The organism is Streptomyces sp. NPDC001606 (genome assembly GCF_053596835.1).
This window is the reverse complement of the sequence record NZ_JBSFHC010000024.1, coordinates 83,341-102,754: the sequence shown is the minus strand read 5'-3', so window position 1 is coordinate 102,754 and position 19,414 is coordinate 83,341. Positions and strand designations below refer to the sequence as shown.

General features: G+C 74.4%; 15 protein-coding genes, 1 tRNA gene and 2 pseudogenes. 8 read left to right on the top strand and 10 right to left on the bottom strand.

What is annotated here, in order from left to right; translation table 11 throughout:
• Positions 1-129: 129 nt before the first annotated feature.
• Positions 130-1,437 (top strand): L-seryl-tRNA(Sec) selenium transferase, encoded by a 1,308-nt coding sequence (gene selA / locus ACWCV9_RS33165; RefSeq protein ID WP_450792210.1) that lies wholly within the window; start codon positions 130-132, stop codon positions 1,435-1,437.
• A pseudogene (locus tag ACWCV9_RS33160) lies at positions 1,437-3,179 on the top strand (SelB domain-containing protein); the annotation flags it as partial. The gene selA and the pseudogene ACWCV9_RS33160, both read left to right, overlap by 1 nt.
• A 35-nt stretch (positions 3,180-3,214) precedes the next feature.
• Here the strand turns inward: ACWCV9_RS33160 and ACWCV9_RS33155 are convergent.
• Positions 3,215-3,307 (bottom strand) — tRNA-Sec (locus ACWCV9_RS33155).
• Positions 3,308-3,344: 37 nt separating this feature from the next.
• Between ACWCV9_RS33155 and selD the strand changes: the two are divergent.
• A pseudogene (selD, locus tag ACWCV9_RS33150) lies at positions 3,345-4,365 on the top strand (selenide, water dikinase SelD).
• An 18-nt stretch (positions 4,366-4,383) separates the two neighbouring features.
• On the opposite strand, the gene fdh reads toward selD, so the two are convergent.
• On the bottom strand, positions 4,384-7,644 hold the full coding sequence (gene fdh / locus ACWCV9_RS33145; RefSeq protein WP_450792163.1) for a formate dehydrogenase: 3,261 nt from the start codon (positions 7,642-7,644) through the stop codon (positions 4,384-4,386).
• A 268-nt stretch (positions 7,645-7,912) separates the two neighbouring features.
• On the opposite strand from fdh, the gene ACWCV9_RS33140 reads away from it, so the two are divergent.
• Positions 7,913-8,599 (top strand): haloacid dehalogenase type II, encoded by a 687-nt coding sequence (locus ACWCV9_RS33140; protein WP_450792161.1) that lies wholly within the window; start codon positions 7,913-7,915, stop codon positions 8,597-8,599.
• A gap of 45 nt (positions 8,600-8,644) precedes the next feature.
• On the opposite strand, the gene ACWCV9_RS33135 is transcribed toward ACWCV9_RS33140, so the two are convergent.
• Complete coding sequence (locus ACWCV9_RS33135) at positions 8,645-9,763, bottom strand: FAD-dependent oxidoreductase (protein WP_450792160.1); 1,119 nt, start codon at positions 9,761-9,763, stop codon at positions 8,645-8,647.
• A gap of 53 nt (positions 9,764-9,816) precedes the next feature.
• On the opposite strand from ACWCV9_RS33135, the gene ACWCV9_RS33130 reads away from it, so the two are divergent.
• Positions 9,817-10,506 carry a TetR/AcrR family transcriptional regulator gene (locus ACWCV9_RS33130; protein WP_450792158.1) on the top strand — a complete coding sequence of 230 codons (690 nt, stop codon included), beginning with the start codon at positions 9,817-9,819 and terminating at the stop codon, positions 10,504-10,506.
• A gap of 10 nt (positions 10,507-10,516) precedes the next feature.
• On the opposite strand, the gene nrfD is transcribed toward ACWCV9_RS33130, so the two are convergent.
• The 4 genes from nrfD to ACWCV9_RS33110 form a co-directional block, all read right to left on the bottom strand.
• The gene (gene nrfD, locus ACWCV9_RS33125) at positions 10,517-11,572 is read right to left on the bottom strand and encodes an NrfD/PsrC family molybdoenzyme membrane anchor subunit (RefSeq protein ID WP_450792156.1); all 1,056 of its coding nucleotides are present in this window, start codon (positions 11,570-11,572) and stop codon (positions 10,517-10,519) included.
• Entirely contained in the window at positions 11,569-12,588 is a 1,020-nt protein-coding gene (locus tag ACWCV9_RS33120; protein ID WP_450792155.1) for a 4Fe-4S dicluster domain-containing protein, read from the bottom strand. Before ACWCV9_RS33120 ends, nrfD begins: the two co-directional genes overlap by 4 nt.
• A 153-nt stretch (positions 12,589-12,741) precedes the next feature.
• Positions 12,742-13,185 (bottom strand): ATP-binding protein, encoded by a 444-nt coding sequence (locus tag ACWCV9_RS33115; RefSeq protein WP_450792153.1) that lies wholly within the window; start codon positions 13,183-13,185, stop codon positions 12,742-12,744.
• Positions 13,186-13,376: 191 nt separating this feature from the next.
• Positions 13,377-13,550 carry a CsbD family protein gene (locus tag ACWCV9_RS33110; protein ID WP_385840942.1) on the bottom strand — a complete coding sequence of 58 codons (174 nt, stop codon included), beginning with the start codon at positions 13,548-13,550 and terminating at the stop codon, positions 13,377-13,379.
• 330 nt (positions 13,551-13,880) lie between these two features.
• On the opposite strand from ACWCV9_RS33110, the gene ACWCV9_RS33105 reads away from it, so the two are divergent.
• Positions 13,881-15,047, top strand: a complete 1,167-nt coding sequence (locus ACWCV9_RS33105; protein ID WP_450792150.1) for an ANTAR domain-containing protein — start codon at positions 13,881-13,883, stop codon at positions 15,045-15,047.
• 48 nt (positions 15,048-15,095) lie between these two features.
• Here the strand turns inward: ACWCV9_RS33105 and ACWCV9_RS33100 are convergent, their stop codons facing one another.
• A complete protein-coding gene (locus ACWCV9_RS33100; RefSeq protein ID WP_450792149.1) occupies positions 15,096-15,743 on the bottom strand; it encodes a DedA family protein in 648 nt (215 codons plus the stop codon).
• 20 nt (positions 15,744-15,763) lie between these two features.
• Positions 15,764-15,931 carry a hypothetical protein gene (locus tag ACWCV9_RS33095; RefSeq protein WP_450792147.1) on the bottom strand — a complete coding sequence of 56 codons (168 nt, stop codon included), beginning with the start codon at positions 15,929-15,931 and terminating at the stop codon, positions 15,764-15,766.
• A gap of 222 nt (positions 15,932-16,153) precedes the next feature.
• Here ACWCV9_RS33095 and ACWCV9_RS33090 point away from each other — a divergent pair, with 222 nt between their 5' ends.
• Complete coding sequence (locus ACWCV9_RS33090) at positions 16,154-16,963, top strand: chitosanase (RefSeq protein ID WP_450792145.1); 810 nt, start codon at positions 16,154-16,156, stop codon at positions 16,961-16,963.
• Between the two features lie 9 nt (positions 16,964-16,972).
• Here the strand turns inward: ACWCV9_RS33090 and ACWCV9_RS33085 are convergent, their stop codons facing one another.
• The gene (locus tag ACWCV9_RS33085; RefSeq protein ID WP_450792144.1) at positions 16,973-17,527 is read right to left on the bottom strand and encodes a DUF4328 domain-containing protein; all 555 of its coding nucleotides are present in this window, start codon (positions 17,525-17,527) and stop codon (positions 16,973-16,975) included.
• Positions 17,528-17,740: 213 nt separating this feature from the next.
• On the opposite strand from ACWCV9_RS33085, the gene pgm reads away from it, so the two are divergent.
• The gene (gene pgm / locus ACWCV9_RS33080; protein WP_450792143.1) at positions 17,741-19,381 is read left to right on the top strand and encodes a phosphoglucomutase (alpha-D-glucose-1,6-bisphosphate-dependent); all 1,641 of its coding nucleotides are present in this window, start codon (positions 17,741-17,743) and stop codon (positions 19,379-19,381) included.
• The last annotated feature ends 33 nt before the right edge of the window (positions 19,382-19,414 follow it).

Here is a 19,414-nt window from a genome sequence, read left to right as displayed (position 1 = left end):
GGGTCGCAGGCGGGTTCCGTCTCGGGTGGTGCCGCGGGGCGGGCGGCCCGGGACTCCGGTGCGCCGGAGGGCGCCGAGGGGAGCAGCGGGCGTACGCCGTCGGGCCGCGGGGGAGGGGACGTGCGTCGGATGATTCCGCGGACCGATGCGCTGCTGCGTGATCCCCGTCTCGCCGCTGCCGTGGAGCGGCTCGGTGGAGGCGTGGTCAAGGCGGCTGTCCGGCAGGCGCAGGAGCGGGCCCGGGCGGGCGGGATCGCCCCGGGGCAGGTGGCGGAGGCCGCCCTCGCCCTGCTGCCCGTCACCGCGAGCGGTCTGCGGCCGGTGGTCAACGCGACCGGGGTGCTGCTGCACACCAACCTCGGCCGGGCCCCGCTCTCGGCCGCGGCCCGCCGGGCCGTCCAGGAGGCCGCCGGGCCCACCGACGTGGAACTCGACCTGGACACCGGCGTCCGGGCCCGCCGGGGCCGCTCCGCCCTCGCCGCCCTGCGCCAGCGGGTACCAGCCGCGGGCGCCGTGCACGTCGTCAACAACGGCGCGGCCGCACTCGTCCTCGCCGCCACGGCGCTCGCGGCCGGCCGGGAGATCGTCGTCAGCCGCGGCGAGATGGTGGAGATCGGCGACGGTTTCCGCCTGCCCGACCTGCTGGTCTCCACCGGCGCCCGGCTCCGCGAGGTCGGCACCACCAACCGCACCACCGCCGCCGACTACGCCGACGCGATCGGCCCCGACACCGGCTTCGTGCTGAAGGTGCACCCCTCCAACTTCCGCATCACCGGCTTCACCCGGTCCGCCACGGCAGCCGAGCTGACCGGTCTCGGGGTACCGGTCGTCGTCGACATCGGCTCCGGCCTGCTCGCCCCGCACCCCGCGCTGCCCGAAGAGCCCGACGCCGACACCCAGCTGCGCGCAGGCGCCGCCCTGGTCACCGCGAGCGGCGACAAGCTGCTCGGCGGATCCCAGTGCGGCCTGCTCCTCGGCGACCAGGACATCGTCCGCACGCTCGCCCGGCATCCGCTGGCCCGTGCCCTGCGCGTCGACAAGCTCACCCTCGCCGCGCTGGAGGCCACCCTCACCGGGCCGCCCACCCCGACCGCCCGCGCCCTCACCGCCGACCCGGCCCGGCTGACCGCCCGCGCCGAGCGGCTCGCCGCCTCGCTCACCGCCGACGGCATCGACGTACGGGCCGTACCGAGCACCGCCACGGTCGGCGGCGGCGGCGCCCCCGGCGTCACCCTGCCCAGCGCGGCCCTCTCCCTGCCCGAGCGGTATGCCACGGCCCTGCGGACCGGACCGGGCCCGGTGGTCGGACGGCTGGAGGCCGGGCGCTGTCTGCTGGACCTGCGCGCGGTGCCGGAGGAGGACGACGAACGGCTCGCCGAAGCCGTACGGGCGGTGCACGCGCGGTGCGCCGGCCCGGCGGCGGAAGGGCGGACGTGATGCGGGTCCTCGCCACCGCCGGCCATGTCGACCACGGCAAATCGGCCCTGGTCCGCGCCCTCACCGGGATGGAACCCGACCGGTACGAGGAGGAACGCCGCCGCGGCCTTACGCTCGACCTGGGCTTCGTCTGGACCCGGCTCGGCCCGGACGGCGAACACCTCGCCTTCGTGGACGTCCCCGGGCACGAGCGGTTCGTCGCCACCATGCTCGCCGGGGTCGGACCCGTGCCCGCGGTGCTCTTCGTGGTCGCCGCCGACCAGGGCTGGCAGCCGCAGTCCGAGGAACACCTCGCCATCCTCGACGCGCTCGGCGTCCGGCACGCCGTCCTCGCGATCACCCGCAGCGACCTCGCCGACCCGGCACCCGTGCGCGCCGACGCCCTCGAACGGCTGGCCGCCACCTCCCTCGGCACGGTGCCCGCGGTGGCGGTGAGCGCCGTCACCGGCCGCGGACTGGACGCTCTGCGCACCGAACTCGCCCGGCTGGCCGAGGAGTTGCCCGCACCCGACCGGGACGCAGACGTACGGCTCTGGCTGGACCGGGCCTTCACCGTCCGCGGCCACGGCACCGTCGTCACCGGCACCCTCGGCGCGGGCACGCTGCGCGTCGGCGACCGGCTGGCCACCGGGGACGGCGGCGCCGGCCTGCGGGTCAGAGGGCTCCAGAGCCTGCACGAGGAGCGCACCGCGGTCGGCGCCGTCGCCCGGGTCGCCGTCAACGTGCACGGCCCCGGCGACGCGGCCCTGAGCCGCGGGCAGGTGCTGCTCACCCCGGACCGCTGGCGGTGCGCCGAGCTGATCGACGTACGGGTCACCGGCGAGCCCACGGCCGACCTGCCCCGCCAGGTCACCCTGCACATCGGCACCGCCGCCGTCCCGGTGACCGTCCGCCCGCTCGGCACGGACACCGCCCGGCTCACCCTCTCCCGCGCCCTGCCGCTGCGCGTCGGCGACCGGGCCGTGCTGCGCGAGCCCGGGGGCGGCCGCAGGCCCCGCGCGGCCACCGTCCTCGACGTACGGCCGCCCCGGCTGACCCGGCGCGGTGCCGGCCGGGCCCGCGCGGCCGAACTGGCCACCATGACCGGCCGGCCCGACGGCACCGCCGAACTCGCCCGCCGCAAGCTGATCCGCCGCGCCGAACTGCGGGCGATAGGCGTCCCGGTCCCCGCCGAACCCGTGGCCGGCGACTGGCTCGCCGACCCGCACCACTGGGACACCCTGAAGGACCGGCTCACCACCGAGACCGAGCGGCACGCCCGCGCCCACCCGCTCGACCCCGGGCTGCCCACCGAGGCCGCCCGCCGACTGCTCGGCCTGCCGGACCGCGCGCTGGTCGACGCCCTGGCCACCGCCACACCCGGGCTGCGCGCCCGCGGGGGCCGGCTGTACCCCGCCGACCGCGCACGGCCCGGGCTGCCCCCGCCCGTCCGCGCGGCCGTGGACGCGGTCCGCCGCGACCTGGCCCGTACGCCGTTCCGCGCGCCCGAGGCCGGCCGGCTCGCCGAACTGGGCCTGGACCGCAAGGCGTTGGCGGCGGCCGTGCAGGCGGGGGCGCTGCTGCGGATCGCCGACGGGATCGTGCTGCTGCCCGGCGCGGACACCGCGGCCGCCGCCGTCCTGCGCGAGCTGCCCGAGCCGTTCACGCTCAGCGAGGCACGCCGGGCCCTGGACACCACCCGCCGGGTGGCCGTACCGCTGCTGGAGTTCCTGGACGCCCGGGGACACACGGAACGCCTGGACGACCAGCGCAGGCGCTGTCGCCGGGACGGGACGGACGGAGGCGGACAGGAATCGAACCTGCCTGTCCGAGCTGCTCGGACACCTCGGTTTTGAAGACCGGGAGGGCCACCAGGCACCCACACGCCTCCACCACCCGTCAGGCTTCTGCCCCAGGAGACCACCGCCATGTCAAAGACTTCGGTACCGACCCGCCGGGCGCCCGTCCGGCTCACGCAGTTCGCCCATGGCGGCGGCTGCGCCTGCAAGATCCCGCCGGGGGAGCTGGAGGAGGTGGTCGCCGGGCCTGACCGCACCGGCACTCGCCGGGGGCGACACGCCCCTGCTCGTCGGGCTCGCCACCGGGGACGACGCGGCCGTGGTCACCCACCGGGGCACGGCACTCGTGTGTACGGCGGACTTCTTCACCCCGGTCGTGGACGACCCCTACGACTGGGGACGCATCGCCGCCGCCAACGCCCTGTCCGACGTCTACGCGATGGGCGGCCGGCCGGTCCTCGCCGTCAACCTGCTGGCCTGGCCGCGCGACCGGCTCCCCTTCGAACTGGCCCGCGAGGTGCTGCGCGGCGGACTCGACATCGCCACCGAGGCCGGCTGCCATGTCGGCGGCGGGCACAGCGTGGACGATCCCGAGCCGAAGTACGGCATGGCCGTCACCGGCCTCGCCGATCCCGACCGGCTGCTCCGCAACGACACCGGCCGGCCGGGGCAGCCGCTCTGCCTGACCAAGCCGCTGGGCTTGGGCGTGCTGAACAACCGGCACAAGGCCACCGGCGAGCGCTTCGAGCAGGCCGTCGCCACCATGACGGCCCTCAACCGGGACGCCGCCGAGGCCGCCCTCGCGGCCGGGGCCCGCTGCGCCACCGACATCACCGGCTTCGGCCTCCTCGGCCATCTGCACAAGCTGGCCCGCGCCTCGAAGGTGACCGCTGTCATCGACACCGCCGCCGTGCCGTACCTGGACGGCGCCCGGGAGGCCGTACGCGACGGCTACGTCAGCGGCGGCACCCGGCGCAACCTCGAATGGGTGGCCCCGCACACCGACTTCGGGGACACCGACGACGGCACCCGGCTGCTGCTGGCCGACGCGCAGACCTCCGGCGGTCTGCTGGTCGCCGGGGAGGTGCCCGGGGCGCCGGTGGTGGGGGAGCTGGTGCCGCGCGGGCCCCACTCGATCGTGCTCCGGTAGGGGTTCGACGGCCAGGGCTCAGGGCTCCGTGCCCGTGCGCTCGTCGATGCCCGCGCGGATCCGGTAGGCGCGGACCAGCGCCAGGGAGGCAGGGCCGCGCGGCCTGCGCCCCGGGCGGATGTCCACGGCGAACGCCTTCGACTCCTGGATGTGCGTGTTCGGGTCCAGGGACAGATGCAGCAGCTCGTTGGCCGCGTCCCCGGTGCTGTACCCGTTCGGGCCCCAGTGGTACGGCAGGCCCACCTGGTGCAGCCGGCGCCCGTGCACGGTCAGCGGCGCCATCCGGTCCGTGACCAGCACCCGGGCCTCGATCACCGCGCGGGCGCTGACGATCGTCGCCCACCCGGTGTGCGTCAGGCCCCGCTCCGCGGCCAGCTCGGGGGAGACCTCGCAGAAGAACTCCGGCTGGAGCTCGGCCAGATACGGCTGCCAGCGCGACATGCCGCCCGCGGTGTGGTGCTCGGTGAGCCGGTAGGTGGTGGCCACGTACGGGAACACCGCGGAGCCGGGCTCGTCACCGCTCGGCTGGTAGCGGTTGTCCGGATGCGGCGGCAGCAACTGACGGACCGGGTTGCGCTGTTGGTCGTACAGGAGGTTGGCGAACGGCGAGTCCTGCGGCTCGTAGTGCGTGGGCAGCGGGCCGTCGGTGAGCCCGGACGGCACATACAGCCACGCCTTGCCGTCGGCCTGCATGATGAACGGATCCCTGCCCGACAGGGCCTCCGGGCCGGTCGCGCCCTCGGGCGGCTCGTGACCGGGCTCCTTGTCCTTCTTGAAGTCGGGTACGTCGTGCCCGGTCCACTCACCCCGCTCCGCGTCCCACCACACCAGTGCCTTCCGCTCGCTCCACGGGCGGCCCTCGGGGTCCGCGGAGGCGCGGTTGTACAGGATCCGGCGGTTGGCCGGCCAGGCCCAGGCCCACTCGGAGGCCACCCAGTCCTGCTCCCGGCCGGGCTTGCGGCGGGCGGCCTGGTTGACACCGTCGGCGCGGACACCGCAGTAGATCCAGCAGCCGCAGACGGTCGAGCCGTCGGACTTCAGCTCCTCGTACGAGGAGAGCGCGGCGCCCTCGGCGTCATGGCCGTTGATCTCGGCGAGGACGGCCTCGGCGTCCGGTTCGGCGAGTGCGCCCTTCGTCGGGTAGTCCCAGGCCAGGTCGAGCAGCGGCCGGTCCATCTCGTCGGCGGACCCCGCCAGCTTCTCCCGGATGATCCGCCCCAGGTGGTAGGCGAACCACAGGTCGCTGCGCGCCTCCCCGGGCGGTTCGACCGCCTGGTGGTGCCACTGCACCAGCCGCTGGGTGTTGGTGAAACTGCCGTCCTTCTCGGTGTGCGCGGCGGCCGGCAGGAAGAACACCTCGGTGCCGATGTCCTCGGTGCGCAGCTCACCGGTGGCGATCTCCGGGCCGTCCTTCCACCAGGTCGCCGACTCGATCAGCGAGAAGTCCCGGACGACCAGCCAGTCCAGGTTGGCCATGCCGAGCCGCATCAGCTTGGAGTTCGCGTTCCCCACGGCCGGGTTCTCGCCGATCAGGAAGTAGCCCTTGCAGACACCGTCCAGCTGGGCCGTCGTCGTCTCGTACGTCGAGTGCGAGCCGGTGAGCCGGGGCAGGTAGTCGAAGCAGAAGTCGTTCTCCGGGGTCGCCGCGTCACCCCAGTACGCCTTCAGCAGGCTCACCAGGTAGGCGCGCATGTTGCCCCAGTAACCCTTGTGGGCCGCCTCCGCCTCGACGAAGGCCTCCAGATCCTGGTTCTGGTGGGCGTGCGGCATCGGGATGTAGCCCGGCAGCAGGTTGAACAGGGTCGGGATGTCCGTCGAGCCCTGGATGGAGGCGTGCCCGCGCAGCGCCAGGATGCCGCCGCCCGGCCGGCCGATGTTGCCCAGCAGGGTCTGGAGCACCGAGGCCGCGCGGATGTACTGCACGCCCACCGTGTGCTGGGTCCAGCCGACCGCGTAGGCGAAGGCCGTGGTGCGGTCGCGGCCGGAGTTCTCCGTGACCAGCTCGCACACCTGCCGGAACAGCTCCTGCGGCACCCCGCAGACCTGCTCGACCAGCTCCGGGGTGTAGCGCGCGTAGTGCCGCCTGAGCACCTGGAAGACGCAGCGCGGATGGGTGAGCGTCTCGTCCCGCTCCGGCTCGCCCTCGCCGATCACCGCGCCGCCGGAGCCGTGCGCCTCGCCGCGCGCCGCCTCGGTCACCGAACTGCCGCCGCCGGTGCGCTCCTCGTACTCCTGGTCGCGCTCGCCCGAGGCCGCCTGCACCTCGGTGCCCTCGTACTGCCAACTGGCGTTGTCGTACCTCCGGTTGCGGGCGTCCAGGCCGGAGAAGACGCCGGCCAGGTCCTCGGTGTCGTGGAAGTCCTCGCGCAGGATCACCGGCGCGTTGCTGTACGCCACCACATAGTCGCGGAAGTACTTCTCGTGCTCCAGCACCTCGTGGATGATCCCGCCGAGGAACGCGATGTCGGTCCCCGCGCGCAGCGGGACGTGCAGATCGGCCAGTGCGCTGGTGCGGGTGAACCGCGGATCTACATGGATCACCTTGGCGCCGCGCGCCTTCGCCTCCATCACCCACTGGAACCCGACCGGATGGCACTCGGCCATGTTCGAGCCCTCGATGACGATGCAGTCGGCGTGCTGAAGGTCCTGCTGGAAGGTGGTCGCGCCGCCGCGTCCGAACGAGGTTCCCAGACCGGGAACGGTGGAGGAGTGTCAAACACGCGCCTGGTTCTCGATCTGGATCGCTCCCAGCGCGGTGAACAACTTCTTGAGCAGGTAGTTCTCTTCGTTGTCGAGCGTGGCCCCGCCCAGGCTCGCGATGCCGAGCGTGCGCCGGGTGCGGTTCCCGTCGGCCTCCCACTGCCAGCCGGCCCGGCGCGCCGCGATCACCCGGTCCGCGATCATGTCCATCGCGGTGCCGAGGTCCAGCCGCTCCCAGTCGGTGCCGTGCGGGCGCCGGTACAGCACCTGGTGCTCGCGGGCGTCCCCGGTGGTCAGCTGGAGGCTCGCCGCGCCCTTGGGGCAGAGCCGGCCGCGCGAGATCGGGGAGTCCGGGTCGCCCTCGATCTGGGTGACCTTCCCCTCCTGGACGTACACGTTCTGGCCGCAGCCCACCGCGCAGTACGGGCACACCGACTTCACCACCCGGTCGGCGGTGGCCACCCGCGGCGTCAGCCGCGCGCTGCGCCCGCTCCGGGCGGCGGCGCCCCGGCCCAGCGGGTCGGTGCCGGTCAGCTGCCGGTAGACCGGCCAGGAGTCGATCCAGGTGCGCACACCCATGCCCCGCTCCTTCCGCTCCGTCCTGCCCCGATTGTCCCGCGCCCGGCCGCCCCGGGCATCTTCCGGTGGGCCGCGGAGTACCCGGGCGGACGGGGGTCAAACGGCCGGTCCGCCGGTTCCGGCCGCCGCCTGGCCGCTGTCATCGCCGCCGCGCACGCGGCAGAGGGGCTTGCCATGATGGTCGGCAGGCGGGCCGTCGGCAGTGCCGCGGTGCCGCTCGCCCGGCTGCGGGTGGGTCTCGCCCGCGTCGCCCACGGAGGTGATCCGCTTGCTCGCCGACCGCCCTCGCGTCGTGCTGTTCGACGTCAACGAGACCCTCACCGATCTGACCCCGCTCGCTGCCCGCTTCGAGTACGTCGGCCTCCCCGGCCACCTCCTGCCGGCCTGGTTCGCCGGGGTGCTGCGCGACGGGATGGCCCTGACCCTCGCCGGGGGCCGGGCGTCCTTCGCGGCCGTGGCGGGGGACGGGCTGCGGACGCTGGCGGCCGGCGAGGAGGGCGCGACCGATCCGGAACGGGCCGCCGTACACGTCCTCGCCGGGCTCGCGGAGCTGCCCGTGCACCCCGACGTGCCCGCCGGAGTACGCGCCCTGCACACGGCCGGGTACCGCCTCGCGACCCTCACCAACGGCTCCGCCGGCACCACCCGCGCGGTGCTCGGCAGGGCCGGGCTCACCGACTGCTTCGAGACCCACCTCGATGTCGAGGCCGCGGGCCGCTGGAAGCCGGCCGGGGAGGCCTACGCCCACGCCCTGCACACCCTGGGCGTCGCGGCCGGCGAGGCACTGCTGGTCTCGGTGCACCCGTGGGACATCGACGGCGCCGCCGGGGCAGGGCTGGTCACCGCGTGGCTGCGCCGCACCTCACAGCCGTACCCCTCGTCCCCGCGGCACCCGGCGCTGACCGCCGTCTCGCTCCCGGACCTGGCGGCCCGGCTGGGCGCGGAGGGCCCGTAGACCGCGGCACCGAGCAGAACCGGGCCCTCGGAAGGCGCCCGGCGGTCAGGACGGCTGGACCTCGTCGAAGAGAGCGAGCGCTTCGGCGGGGTCAGGGCCCACGAGGCGTTCCAGACCGGCTGTCGTGATCTTCGCCCACCTGCCGGCCCGCGCCCACATCCGCTCCTCGAAGGCGTGGACGATGTCGTCCGGCTTGTCGGGGCCGGCGGCGATGGCCTCGGCGAGTTCGGCGCCGTCCAGCATCGCGAGGTTCGCGCCCGCCCCCAGCGGAGGCATCAGATGGGCGGCGTCGCCCAGCAGCGTCACCCCGCGGACATGGGTCCAGGTGTGGCTCACGGGCAGGACGTACAGGGGGCGCTGGACGAACGCGGTGCCGTGGTGGAGCAGGTCGAGGACGGGAGCGGCCCAGCCGTCGAACAGCGCCAGCAGACGCGCCCGCACGGCCTCGGCGTCGGCCGGGTCCAGGTCCGCGTGCCAGTCCAGCGGCGCGCGGAACTGGGCGTATACCTTGACGTGGCCGCCGCTGTTGCGCTGGGCGACGAGACTCCGGTTCACGCCGTACACCCCCATGGAGCCGTCGCCGACCAGCCGGGCGAGGCCGGGGTGGCGGGTGTCGACGTCGTCGAGGGACGTCTCGACGGAGGCGACGCCGGTGTACTGCGGGGTCGCCGGCGAGACCGCGGGGCGCACCCGGGACCACGCGCCGTCCGCGCCCACCACGAGGTCGAACGTCTCCTGCCGCCCGTCCTCGAAGTGGACCAGGACGCCGTCGGGGGTCCCCGGCACCACCCGCGTCACACCCCGCCCCCACTGCACGTCGAGGGGGCCGAGCAGCAGGTCACGAAGGTCACCGCGGTCGATCTCGGGATTGGCCCGCTCGTCCGGGCGAGGCCGCCAGTCGCGCAGGACGGTCCCGTCCGGATCCAGGATGCGCATGGCCTGACCCTCGGGCCGGGACAGCGCCTGGAACTCCGCCAGCAGCCCCGCCTTCCGAAGCGCGAGCTGACCCTGCCCTTCGCGCAGGTCCAGCGTGCCGCCCGGGGGGCGGGCGTCGGGGCCGGGGTCGCGTTCGAGGACCGTGACGGGGTGGCCGTGGCGGTGCAGGACACGGGCGAAGGTGAGGCCGGCGGGGCCGCTTCCGACCACGGCGATGCGATGTCTCATGTCGATACACTGTATTTTCTCGATACGCCGTATCGCAACAGTACGATGTGGCCATGACTGTCTGGGACCGGCCGGAGCCGCCGACTCGCCCCGTGCCGCTCGACCGGGAGCGAATCGTCGCCGCCGCCATCGCACTGGCCGACGAGGGCGGGCTGGAAGCGGTGTCGGTGCGCAAGGTCGCCGCCCGGCTGAACGCCGGCCCGATGCGGCTGTACGGCTACATCTCCACCAAGGAAGAGCTGTTCGACCTCATGGTGGACGAGGTCCAGGCCGAGATCCTCCCCGAGGAACAGCCCGGCGACTGGCGGGAGGCGCTGCGCGACCTCTCCCACCGCACCCGGCAGGCCGCTCTGCGCCACCCATGGCTCGCCGACCTGCTCGGCGGCCGCCCGAGCCTCGGCCCGAACGGCCTCGCCGTGACCGAGGCCAAGCTGGCCGCCCTCGACGGGCTCGCCGACATCGACACCGTCCTGCGCGCCGTCGAGACCGTCAGCGCCTACTGCACCGGCGCGATCAGGCGCGAGATCGCGAACCTGCGGGCCGAGCGCACCACAGGCCTGTCCAAGAGCGACTGGCAGCGCGCCTCCGGCCCGCATGTGACGAGAATGCTCGCCACAGACCGCTTCCCCGCCCTCGCCAAGGCGGTGCACGACGGCACGCACGTGGACGCCGACACATCCTTCGCGACCGGCCTGGACTGGGTCCTCGACGCCGTGGCCGCAAGACTCACCCGGCCGGAGTGACCGTGGCTCGCTAGCCGCCGTCCGTCAGCCGCTCCCGCTGCGGCAGCACCGTGTACCGGGGGTCCTCCGCCGAGGCCACCCCGGCCTGGAAGACGCCGAAGCGGACGGCCGCCGAGCCGCTGAGCAGCGCGAGACCGGCCGCCAGGGCGAGGCGCCGGTCCCGCCCGGCGGCCAGGGCGAGGACGGCCCCGCCCGCGGTCAGCGCCTCCGCCGCGTGCAGCAACAGCCGCGGCCCGCCCTGCTCGTAGGGCTCGGCGGCGGTGCCCATGCGCCGCTTCATCGCCCGGAAGGCGCCCACCTCCAGCGCGGCTCCGAGTGCGGCCATCCGCCGGGCCGGTGCCGTCTGCGCCGCCGGAGCGGCGGCGAGAGCCAGTCCGGACGCGGCCGTCGCCGCGGAGCCCGCGAAGACGAAGGGCAGCTCGCGATAGCCCTCGTGCCACGACGGCACCGCCGTGTCGCAGACCAGCACCGCGGTGTACGTCGCCACGGCCGGGCCGAGCACCGCCGCGCCCGCCGTGGCCGCCGGCCCGAGCGGCCGCAGGCACCGCGCCACCGCCGCCGCGACCCGGCCGGCCGGCCGGCGGCGGCCCGCCAGCTCGGTCGCCGCGGCGGTGAGGGCGAGCGGTACGTATCCGGCCAGCAGCCAGGAGCCCACGCTCATCGGTGAAGTGGGCTTGACCACCCGGAGCATGTTCAGGAAGCGGGCCGGGCGGCCCAGGTCGTGGACGAGCGCGGCCAGCGACAGCGAGATCGCCCCGGCCGCCCCGAACTTCGCCGGCGCGGCGAGCCCCGGCCGGCCGGTGGCCTGCCCGCCCGCCGCCAGCAGCGAGGACGCCCCGGCCAGGCCACCGAGGTACAGGTACCCGGCGATGTCCAGTGGTTTCCAGGGCGGCTTCTTCAGCACGGGCCTGCCGTAGTACGACGAGAACTCCGCGTCCGGCACCATCGGCTGCTCGCCCCGGCCACCCCGGCCGCGCCGCCGACGGCCCCCGGCCGCGCCCGTCGGGGCTTCCCGGCCGGGCCGCGCGCCCCGCACCCCGTCCCGGGTGACGTCCGATTCGCTCATCGCGGCCTCCGTACGAAACTGCCGAGGGCGAGGGCGGCCAGCGAGACGGCGGCCAGGGCCGCGTGCCGCCACATGTCGGGCAGGTCCCGGGTGGTGACGACGGGGTCCGGGGGCAGGCCGTAGACCTCGGGGTCGTCCAGCAGCAGGAAGAACGCGCCGGCCCCGCCGACGCCGTCGTCCGGACTCTCGCCGTAGAGGCGGGCGTCGGCCACCCCGGCCGCGTGCAGCTGCGCCACCCGCTCCCGGGCCCGCTCCCGCAGCTCCTCCAGCGGGCCGAACTGGATGGACTCCGTCGGGCAGGACTTGGCGCAGGCGGGCTCCATGCCGACGCCGAGACGGTCGTAGCACAGCGTGCACTTCCACGCCCGGCCGTCGTCCTCGCGCAGGCCGATCACGCCGTACGGGCAGGCGGGCACGCAATAGCCGCAGCCGTTGCAGATGTCCTCCTGGACGACGACCGTGCCGAACTCGGTGCGGAACAGCGAGCCGGTCGGGCACACGTCCAGACAGGCGGCGTGCGTGCAGTGCTTGCACACGTCCGAGGCCATGAGCCAGCGCAGCTCGGTGCGGCCGTCGGGGGCGACCGGGGAGATCCGCCCGGCCGGCGCGCCCGCGGGGGCCTCGCCGGGCGGGGGAGTGGTGACGCCCGGGCCGGGGGAGGCGGCGTCGGTGCCGAGCCGTGCGGCGGCGGCGAAGACGTCCACGTCCTCGTGTCCGACGCCGGGCTCCTGCCCGCCGAACGGCTTGCGCTGTTCCACGAAGGCCACATGCCGCCAGGTGTCGGAGCCGAGGCTCTGCGTGTTGTCGTACGACGTCCCGGACAGCTCCAGGCCGTCCTCCGGTACGGCGTTCCACTCCTTGCAGGCCACCTCGCAGGCCTTGCAGCCGATGCACACCGATGTGTCGGTGAAGAAGCCCATCCGCGGTGGGGCGTCGGACCAGCCGGCGGCACCGGCCACATCGGGCTGCGGGCCGGACAGCTGGTGTCGCCCGCGCACCGCGTCGCCGTCGCTCATCGCCGTACCTCCTCGCCCGCGACGTCCCGCCCACCCGCCGCCCGGCCGTCCCTCCAGCCCCCCGGCCGCTGGTCGCGCGTGTGCGGTGCCCCGTCTCGAGCCTGGCACGGGTGCCCGTGTCGCGCGCCCCGGAACGGCCGCGCGGCCCGGTCCTCAACGGCCCGGCCCGGCGGCGAGCGGCACGATCGCGGCGACCCGCTTGCCCCGGACCAGCCGGGTCACCCGCACGTCGGCGGCCAGCCGGAACACCAGGTGCAGTCCGTGGCCGCCGACCCGGCCGGGGTCGGGAGGGCGCCGGCGGGGCGGTTCGGGGGAGGTGTCCGTGACGGTGATGCGCAGCGCGCCGCCGCCGGGCAGCAGGTCCAGGCCCAGCGCGCACGGGCCGGGCGCGTGCTGGGCCGCGTTCGTGACCAGCTCGCTCACGACCAGCTGCGCGTCCTGCACCGCCTGCCGGGCCGGTGCGGGGCGGGCCCGGGCGAGCAGGTCGGCGACGGCGTCCCTGGCCTCGGCGATGCTGATCAGGCCGCTGGCCCAGGTACGGCTGTAGCGCGGGGCCGCGGTGCGGGGCTGTGCCGACGCGTGCGTCCTGAGCTGCATGTCCATACCTCGTCCGCCCTTGCCCTCGGGGAGCTGCCATCGGGCTTCGGTTACCCGCTGGACCGCCGGTCAAGGGGACATCCGGCCCGAATCCTTCGATTGCCCGGGGACGCCTGGTCAGCGAGGGGCCCGGACCGTCCGGCGCTGCCGGGACGATCCGGGCCCGTTCCTCGGTGAAGGAGAGGCCTCGCTCAGTGCTTGCCGATGTCCTTCGCCTTCTCCTTGGCCTGGCGGGCGTCGCCGCGCGCGCCCTCCATACGGCCCTTGGCCTCCAGGCTCTCGTTGCCGACGGCGCGGCCCGCGGCCTCCTTGGCCCGGCCCTTGACCTGCTCCGCCTTGCCCTTGGCCTTCTGGCTGCCAGCCATGGGTGTCACATCCCAACGTCTCGACTGTTCTCCGTTCGCCCTCCGGTTTACCGCTGTGCGGCCGGCCAAACCGGACCGGAGCGTTCACGAGGAAGCTCCCCCAGCACTTCTCCGAACCGAGGGAGCCTCGGACCGACGACCACACGGTCGGCCGGTCTTCCCTCCGGGTGCTCCTCGTGAGACGGGGGAAACGTCGACTTGCCGGCTCGGGTGCTTGCGTCTTCGCAGCGTGGGGGAACAAGGTGGGACCAGACGAGGTGCGGCTGGGGAGTGCGCACCGGCCGCGGTGCGAGCCGCGAGGAAGCGCGCGAAGTCCGCAGGTGGTGCCCAGTGACGGGAGACGTCACCGTGACCGTGCAGCCGGTGGCCGACCGGGCGGCGGTGGTGCTGCACCTCTCCGGAACGCTCGATGCCCGGAGCGTCGATGTACTCGGTCGCGAGCTGGAGCTGCGGCAGGCGGGCGGGCACCATCCGCTGCTGGTCCTGGACATGTCCGGTGTGTGCCGGGTGACCGGAACAGCGGTCCGCGCCCTGGACACGCACACCCGGCACCTCGCGGCCGGTCCCGTCCTGGTCATCGGTGCGGCACCGCCGGTCCGCGTGGCGCTGACCAGGAGATCCCTGCCCGGCATCCGTCTGTGCCCGAACCTGGACAGTGCCCTCGCGGCCCCGCGCGCCGCGGCCGCCGCGAACGGCCCGTACCTGCTGCCGGCGAGCCCGAGCGAGGTCTTCGGTCTGCGGGCCAAGGCCCGCACCAGCGGGATCATCGGCATCGCCCAGGGCATCCTGATCGCCCGCTACGGCCTGTTCGGTCCGGCGGCCGCCTTCACGCTGCTGCGGGACGGCTCCCAGCACCACAATGTGCCGGTGCGGGTGCTGGCCTCGGCCGTGGTGACCGCTCCGCCGCCGCTGACGGCCACGGAGTGGTTCCCGGGGCGCCGGCACACCCCGCCGCCCACCGGCGGGCTGCTGGCCGAGGCGGACCCGCGTGACCGGCTCCAGGTGCTGAAAGTCGCCGTGTACATGGCGGTGACGCTGGCCGACGCCGACGCGGTCGAGATCCATCTGGCCGACCGGGTGCAGGACGAGGCGCTTGTCCTGGAGGCCCAGCACGGCCTGGACGAGGCCTACCGGGACTGCCTGGCCCTGGTGCTCGGGCCGCCGGCGGTGTGCGCCCGCGCCCAGGCCGAGCGCCGTCCGGTGACGGTCGCCGACGTGGCCGCGGACCCGGAGCTGGCCGGCCATCCCGTCGGCCGGGCGGCCCTGGCCGCGGGCAGCCGCGCGATCCGCAGCACGCCGCTCCTCACGGCCGACGGCAGCTGCTCCGGTGTGCTCTCGGTGCACCGGGCGGAGCCGGGCGGCTGGCTGTCCCCCGGTGAGGAGGCCGGCCTGGACGTGCTGGCGGGGGATCTGGCCGCGTGGCGGTCCTGGTACCGGCGCACGGTGGTCCAGGACGCCCTGGAGTATCTCCACACCCACGGCCCGTCGGCCGGCTGACCTCGATCGGCTCACCCACGGCCCCTCGGCCGGCTGATCGCCGTCGGCTCAGGACGGGTCGGGCGCGCGCCGCCGGCCCGCTTCGCGCCGGCGCCGCAGCAGCCGCCGTACCACGAAGGCCGCGAGCAGGGCGGCGGCGCCGACGAGGACGTACAGCTGGTAGTGCCGGATCTTGTCGTACACGGCGGTGATGTGGCTGCCCGCCAGGGCGGCCAGGGTGGTCCACAGGCCGACCCACAGGGCCGCGCCGAGCGCGTTGAAGGCGAGGAAGCGGCGCCAGGGCATACCGATGGTGCCCGCGATGATGCCGTTGGCCTGGCGCAGCCCCTCGACGAACCGGGCCACGGTCACGACCTTGCCGCCGTGCCGGCCGAAGAACTCCTCGGCGGCCTCCAGGCGCCGCGGCGTCAGGAAGACGTACCGGCCCCAGCGGTGGACGAAGGCGCGGCCGCCGGACCGGCCGATCAGGTACCCGACGTTGTCCCCGAGCACAGCCGCGGTGAACGCGATCACCGCCACCGCCACGACGTTCAGCCGGCCGGCGCCCGCGTAGACACCGGCCGCGAGGAGGATCGTCTCGCCGGGCGCGGGGACCCCGAAATCCTCCACGAAGACCACGGCCCCCACGGCCCAGTAGCCGTAATGACCGAGCAGCGGCGCCAGATGCGCCAGTGGACCCGGCAGCGGAGGGGCCATGGCTCCACGGTACGTCCCCGTCAGGCGCCGGCGTCGGAGTTCTGGACGAGCTGGCAGGTGTGGCACAGCTCGTGCCTGCCGTCGCGGGTGACGACGGTTCCCCAGCCGAGACAGTGCTCGCAGTCGCGGGCGCGCGTCAGGTCGGGGTGAGGAAGCGGAAAGGGGCTGCGGCGGGCTCCGTACGCCATACGGTGAGCGGTCCTTCATGTCGCGAACGAATACATATTCCATTATGTCTATTTTTTTGCATTTGTCACGTGTGGGGTCACGAAGGCGTGGCTCGTTGCGGTTGGGCGATCGTACGAAGTTGGCCTCCGCGGGGTTGTCGGTGGCGCTTCTGGTAGGAAACTTTCCTACCAGTTCGGGCGGCAGCCCGGGCTCGCCACCCCCCACGCCCACTTGGAGGCCCTGTGGTGCACGTCTCCCGCCGTACCGCCGTCGCCCTGCTCGGCGCGGTCGCTTCCGGCGCCCTGATCGGTACCCGCTCCGCCACCGCGGCCACGGCCGCCGCACCGGGACTGGACGACCCCGCGAAGAAGGAGATCGCGATGGAACTCGTGTCCAGCGCGGAGAACTCCTCGCTCGACTGGAGGGCCCAGTACAAGTACATCGAGGACATCGGCGACGGTCGCGGCTACACCGCCGGCATCATCGGCTTCTGTTCCGGCACCGGCGACATGCTCGAGGTCGTCCAGCTCTACACCGACCGCACCCCCGGCAACGTCCTCGCCAAGTACCTGCCCGCGCTGCGCAAGGTCAACGGCAGCGACTCGCACGAGGGCCTCGACCCCGGCTTCCCCGGCGACTGGCGCAGGGCCGCCCGGGACACCTCCTTCCAGCGGGCCCAGGACGACGAACGCGACCGCGTCTACTTCAACCCCGCGGTCGCCCAGGGCAAGACCGACGGACTGCGCGCGCTCGGCCAGTTCGTCTACTACGACGCCCTCGTCATGCACGGTGACGGCGACGACCCCACCAGCTTCCGCAACATACGCAAGCGCGCCCTGCGCAGCGCCAAGCCGCCCGCGCAGGGCGGCAAGGAGACCACGTACCTCGACGCGTTCCTCGACGCGCGGGTCTGGGCCATGAAGCAGGAGGAGGCCCACAGCGACACCAGCCGGGTCGACACCGAGCAGCGGGTCTTCCTGCACAAGGGCAACCTCGACCTGAACACCCCGCTCGACTGGAAGGTCTACGGCGACAGCTACCACATCGGCTGACCGGCGGCCCTACGGAGCCTGCGGCAGGCCGGCCGGCGCGGACACCGGGGGCCCGGAGTCCGCAGCGGCGGCCTGTCGTGCGGTGATCCGCTGGATCACGACGGTCACCAGGGCCGCGGCCAGCAGGTTCAGGGACTCCGCCGGCACGAGCAGCGGCAGCGAGGTCCCGCCGCCCAGCTGTGCGGCGGCCAGCGCCAGCACCGCGTGCCCGGCCCAGGCCCCCCACCACACGTTCACCAGGACGTCCTGGTCCGCCCCGGCCGGGCCGCTCGCCCGCTGGACGTCCAGCAGGAGTCCGCGCGGCGCCCACAGGTTGACCCCCGGTATCAGCCAGGCGGCGACGGCCCACGCGCCCGAGCCGCGCACCGCGCCGGGGGAGAGCAGCCCGGCGTTGCGCCGGCAGCGGGCGAACCACACGAGGAACAGCACCACCGCCGCGGTCATGACGTTCACGTAGATCGTCGACGCCCACCCGGACCGGATGGCGGCCGCCGCCGACGGATGCAGCAGAAGAGCGCGGATGTCGAACGCGCGGACCACCTCCGTGCCGGCGGCCGCACCCACGGCCACCTGTGCGCAACGAGCGAGGAGCCAGGGGGCTCTGACGGCGGATCCGGTCACGGTGGCAGGCCTGTCTGCGAAAGGCGCCCTGCGTGCAGGGCGGCACGGCGCGGTCGTCGGAGGCTCGGATCATACGCGCCGACTCGCGTGTCAGGGCCCTGACGAGGAAAGATGGGCGGCGAGCGAACCACACACCCATGCGGAGGATACGGACTCATGCCGCACGAGCGAGCCGGCCGGCCGGCCGGTCCCGAGGACCTTGTCGACGTGGCCCGGCTGGTCACGGCGTACTACGCCCTGCACCCCGACCCGGCCGACCCGGGCCAGAGGGTGGCGTTCGGCACCTCGGGGCACCGGGGTTCGTCCCTCGGATGCGCCTTCAACGAGGACCACATCGCCGCCACCAGCCAGGCCATCTGCGAGTACCGGGCCGCGCAGGGCACCGACGGACCGCTCTTCCTCGGCGCCGACACACACGCCCTGTCGGAGCCCGCCAAGGTCACCGCGCTGGAGGTGTTCGCCGCCAACGGGGTGACCGTGCTCGTGGACAGCGCCGACGGCTACACCCCCACCCCGGCCGTCTCGCACGCCATCCTCAGCCACAACCGGGGCCGCACCTCCGGTCTCGCGGACGGCGTGGTCGTCACCCCGTCGCACAACCCGCCCGCCGACGGCGGCTTCAAGTACAACCCGCCGAGCGGCGGCCCGGCGGCCTCCGACGCCACCTCCTGGATCCAGGACCGGGCCAACGAGATCATCACGGGCGGCCTGAAGGACGTACGCCGGATGCCGTACGCGCGGGCGCTCGCCGCGGACACCACCGGACGCCACGACTTCCTCGGTGCGTACGTCGGTGACCTGCCCAGCGTCCTCGACCTGGACGCGATCCGCGCGGCCGGGGTGCGCATCGGCGCCGACCCGCTCGGCGGCGCCTCCGTCGCCTACTGGGGCCGGATCGCCGAACAGCACGGCATCGACCTGACGGTGGTCAACCCGCACACCGACCCCACCTGGCGGTTCATGACCCTGGACTGGGACGGGCAGATCCGCATGGACTGCTCCTCGCCCCACGCGATGGCCTCCCTCATCGAGCAGCGCGACCGGTTCCGCATCGCCACCGGCAACGACGCCGACGCCGACCGGCACGGCATCGTCACCCCGGACGCCGGGCTGATGAACCCCAACCACTACCTCGCGGTCGCCATCTCCTACCTCTACCGCCACCGCGAGCAGTGGCCGGCCGCCGTCGGCATCGGCAAGACGCTGGTCTCCTCCACCATGATCGACCGGGTCGCCGCCGACCTCGGCCGGGAACTCGTCGAAGTCCCCGTCGGGTTCAAGTGGTTCGTGGACGGACTGGCCGGCGGCACCCTCGGGTTCGGCGGCGAGGAGTCGGCCGGCGCCTCCTTCCTGCGCCGGGACGGCTCGGTGTGGACCACCGACAAGGACGGCATCATCCTGGCGCTGCTCGCCTCCGAGATCACGGCCGTCACCGACAAGACCCCGTCCGAGCACTACGCCGACCTGACCGCGCGCTTCGGCGAGCCCGCCTACGCCCGGACCGACGCGCCCGCCTCCCGGGAGCAGAAGGCGCTGCTCGCCAAGTTGTCCCCGGCCCAGGTCAGCGCCGACACGCTGGCCGGCGAGCCGGTCACCGCCGTCCTCACCGAGGCGCCCGGCAACGGCGCGGCCATCGGCGGCATCAAGGTGACCACCGACAACGCCTGGTTCGCGGCCCGCCCCTCGGGCACCGAGGACGTCTACAAGGTGTACGCCGAGTCCTTCCTCGGCCCCGACCACCTCGCCCGGGTGCAGGAGGAGGCCCAGGCGGTCGTCCTCGGCGCGCTCGGCGGCTGAGACCCGCCGAAGGGGCGGCCCCCGCCAGCCGGA

What these genes read in the sequence shown, in the direction of transcription:
- ACWCV9_RS33130 (WP_450792158.1), top strand. Translation starts at nt 9,817, where the DNA reads ATGACTGTCTGGGACCGGCCGGAGCCGCCGACTCGCCCCGTGCCGCTC.
- ACWCV9_RS33135 (WP_450792160.1), bottom strand. Translation starts at nt 9,763, where the DNA reads ATGAGACATCGCATCGCCGTGGTCGGAAGCGGCCCCGCCGGCCTCACC.
- ACWCV9_RS33095 (WP_450792147.1), bottom strand. Translation starts at nt 15,931, where the DNA reads ATGGCGTACGGAGCCCGCCGCAGCCCCTTTCCGCTTCCTCACCCCGAC.
- ACWCV9_RS33120 (WP_450792155.1), bottom strand. Translation starts at nt 12,588, where the DNA reads ATGAGCGACGGCGACGCGGTGCGCGGGCGACACCAGCTGTCCGGCCCG.
- nrfD (WP_450792156.1), bottom strand. Translation starts at nt 11,572, where the DNA reads ATGAGCGAATCGGACGTCACCCGGGACGGGGTGCGGGGCGCGCGGCCC.
- pgm (WP_450792143.1), top strand. Translation starts at nt 17,741, where the DNA reads ATGCCGCACGAGCGAGCCGGCCGGCCGGCCGGTCCCGAGGACCTTGTC.
- ACWCV9_RS33115 (WP_450792153.1), bottom strand. Translation starts at nt 13,185, where the DNA reads ATGCAGCTCAGGACGCACGCGTCGGCACAGCCCCGCACCGCGGCCCCG.
- ACWCV9_RS33100 (WP_450792149.1), bottom strand. Translation starts at nt 15,743, where the DNA reads ATGGCCCCTCCGCTGCCGGGTCCACTGGCGCATCTGGCGCCGCTGCTC.
- ACWCV9_RS33110 (WP_385840942.1), bottom strand. Translation starts at nt 13,550, where the DNA reads ATGGCTGGCAGCCAGAAGGCCAAGGGCAAGGCGGAGCAGGTCAAGGGC.
- selA (WP_450792210.1), top strand. Translation starts at nt 130, where the DNA reads ATGATTCCGCGGACCGATGCGCTGCTGCGTGATCCCCGTCTCGCCGCT.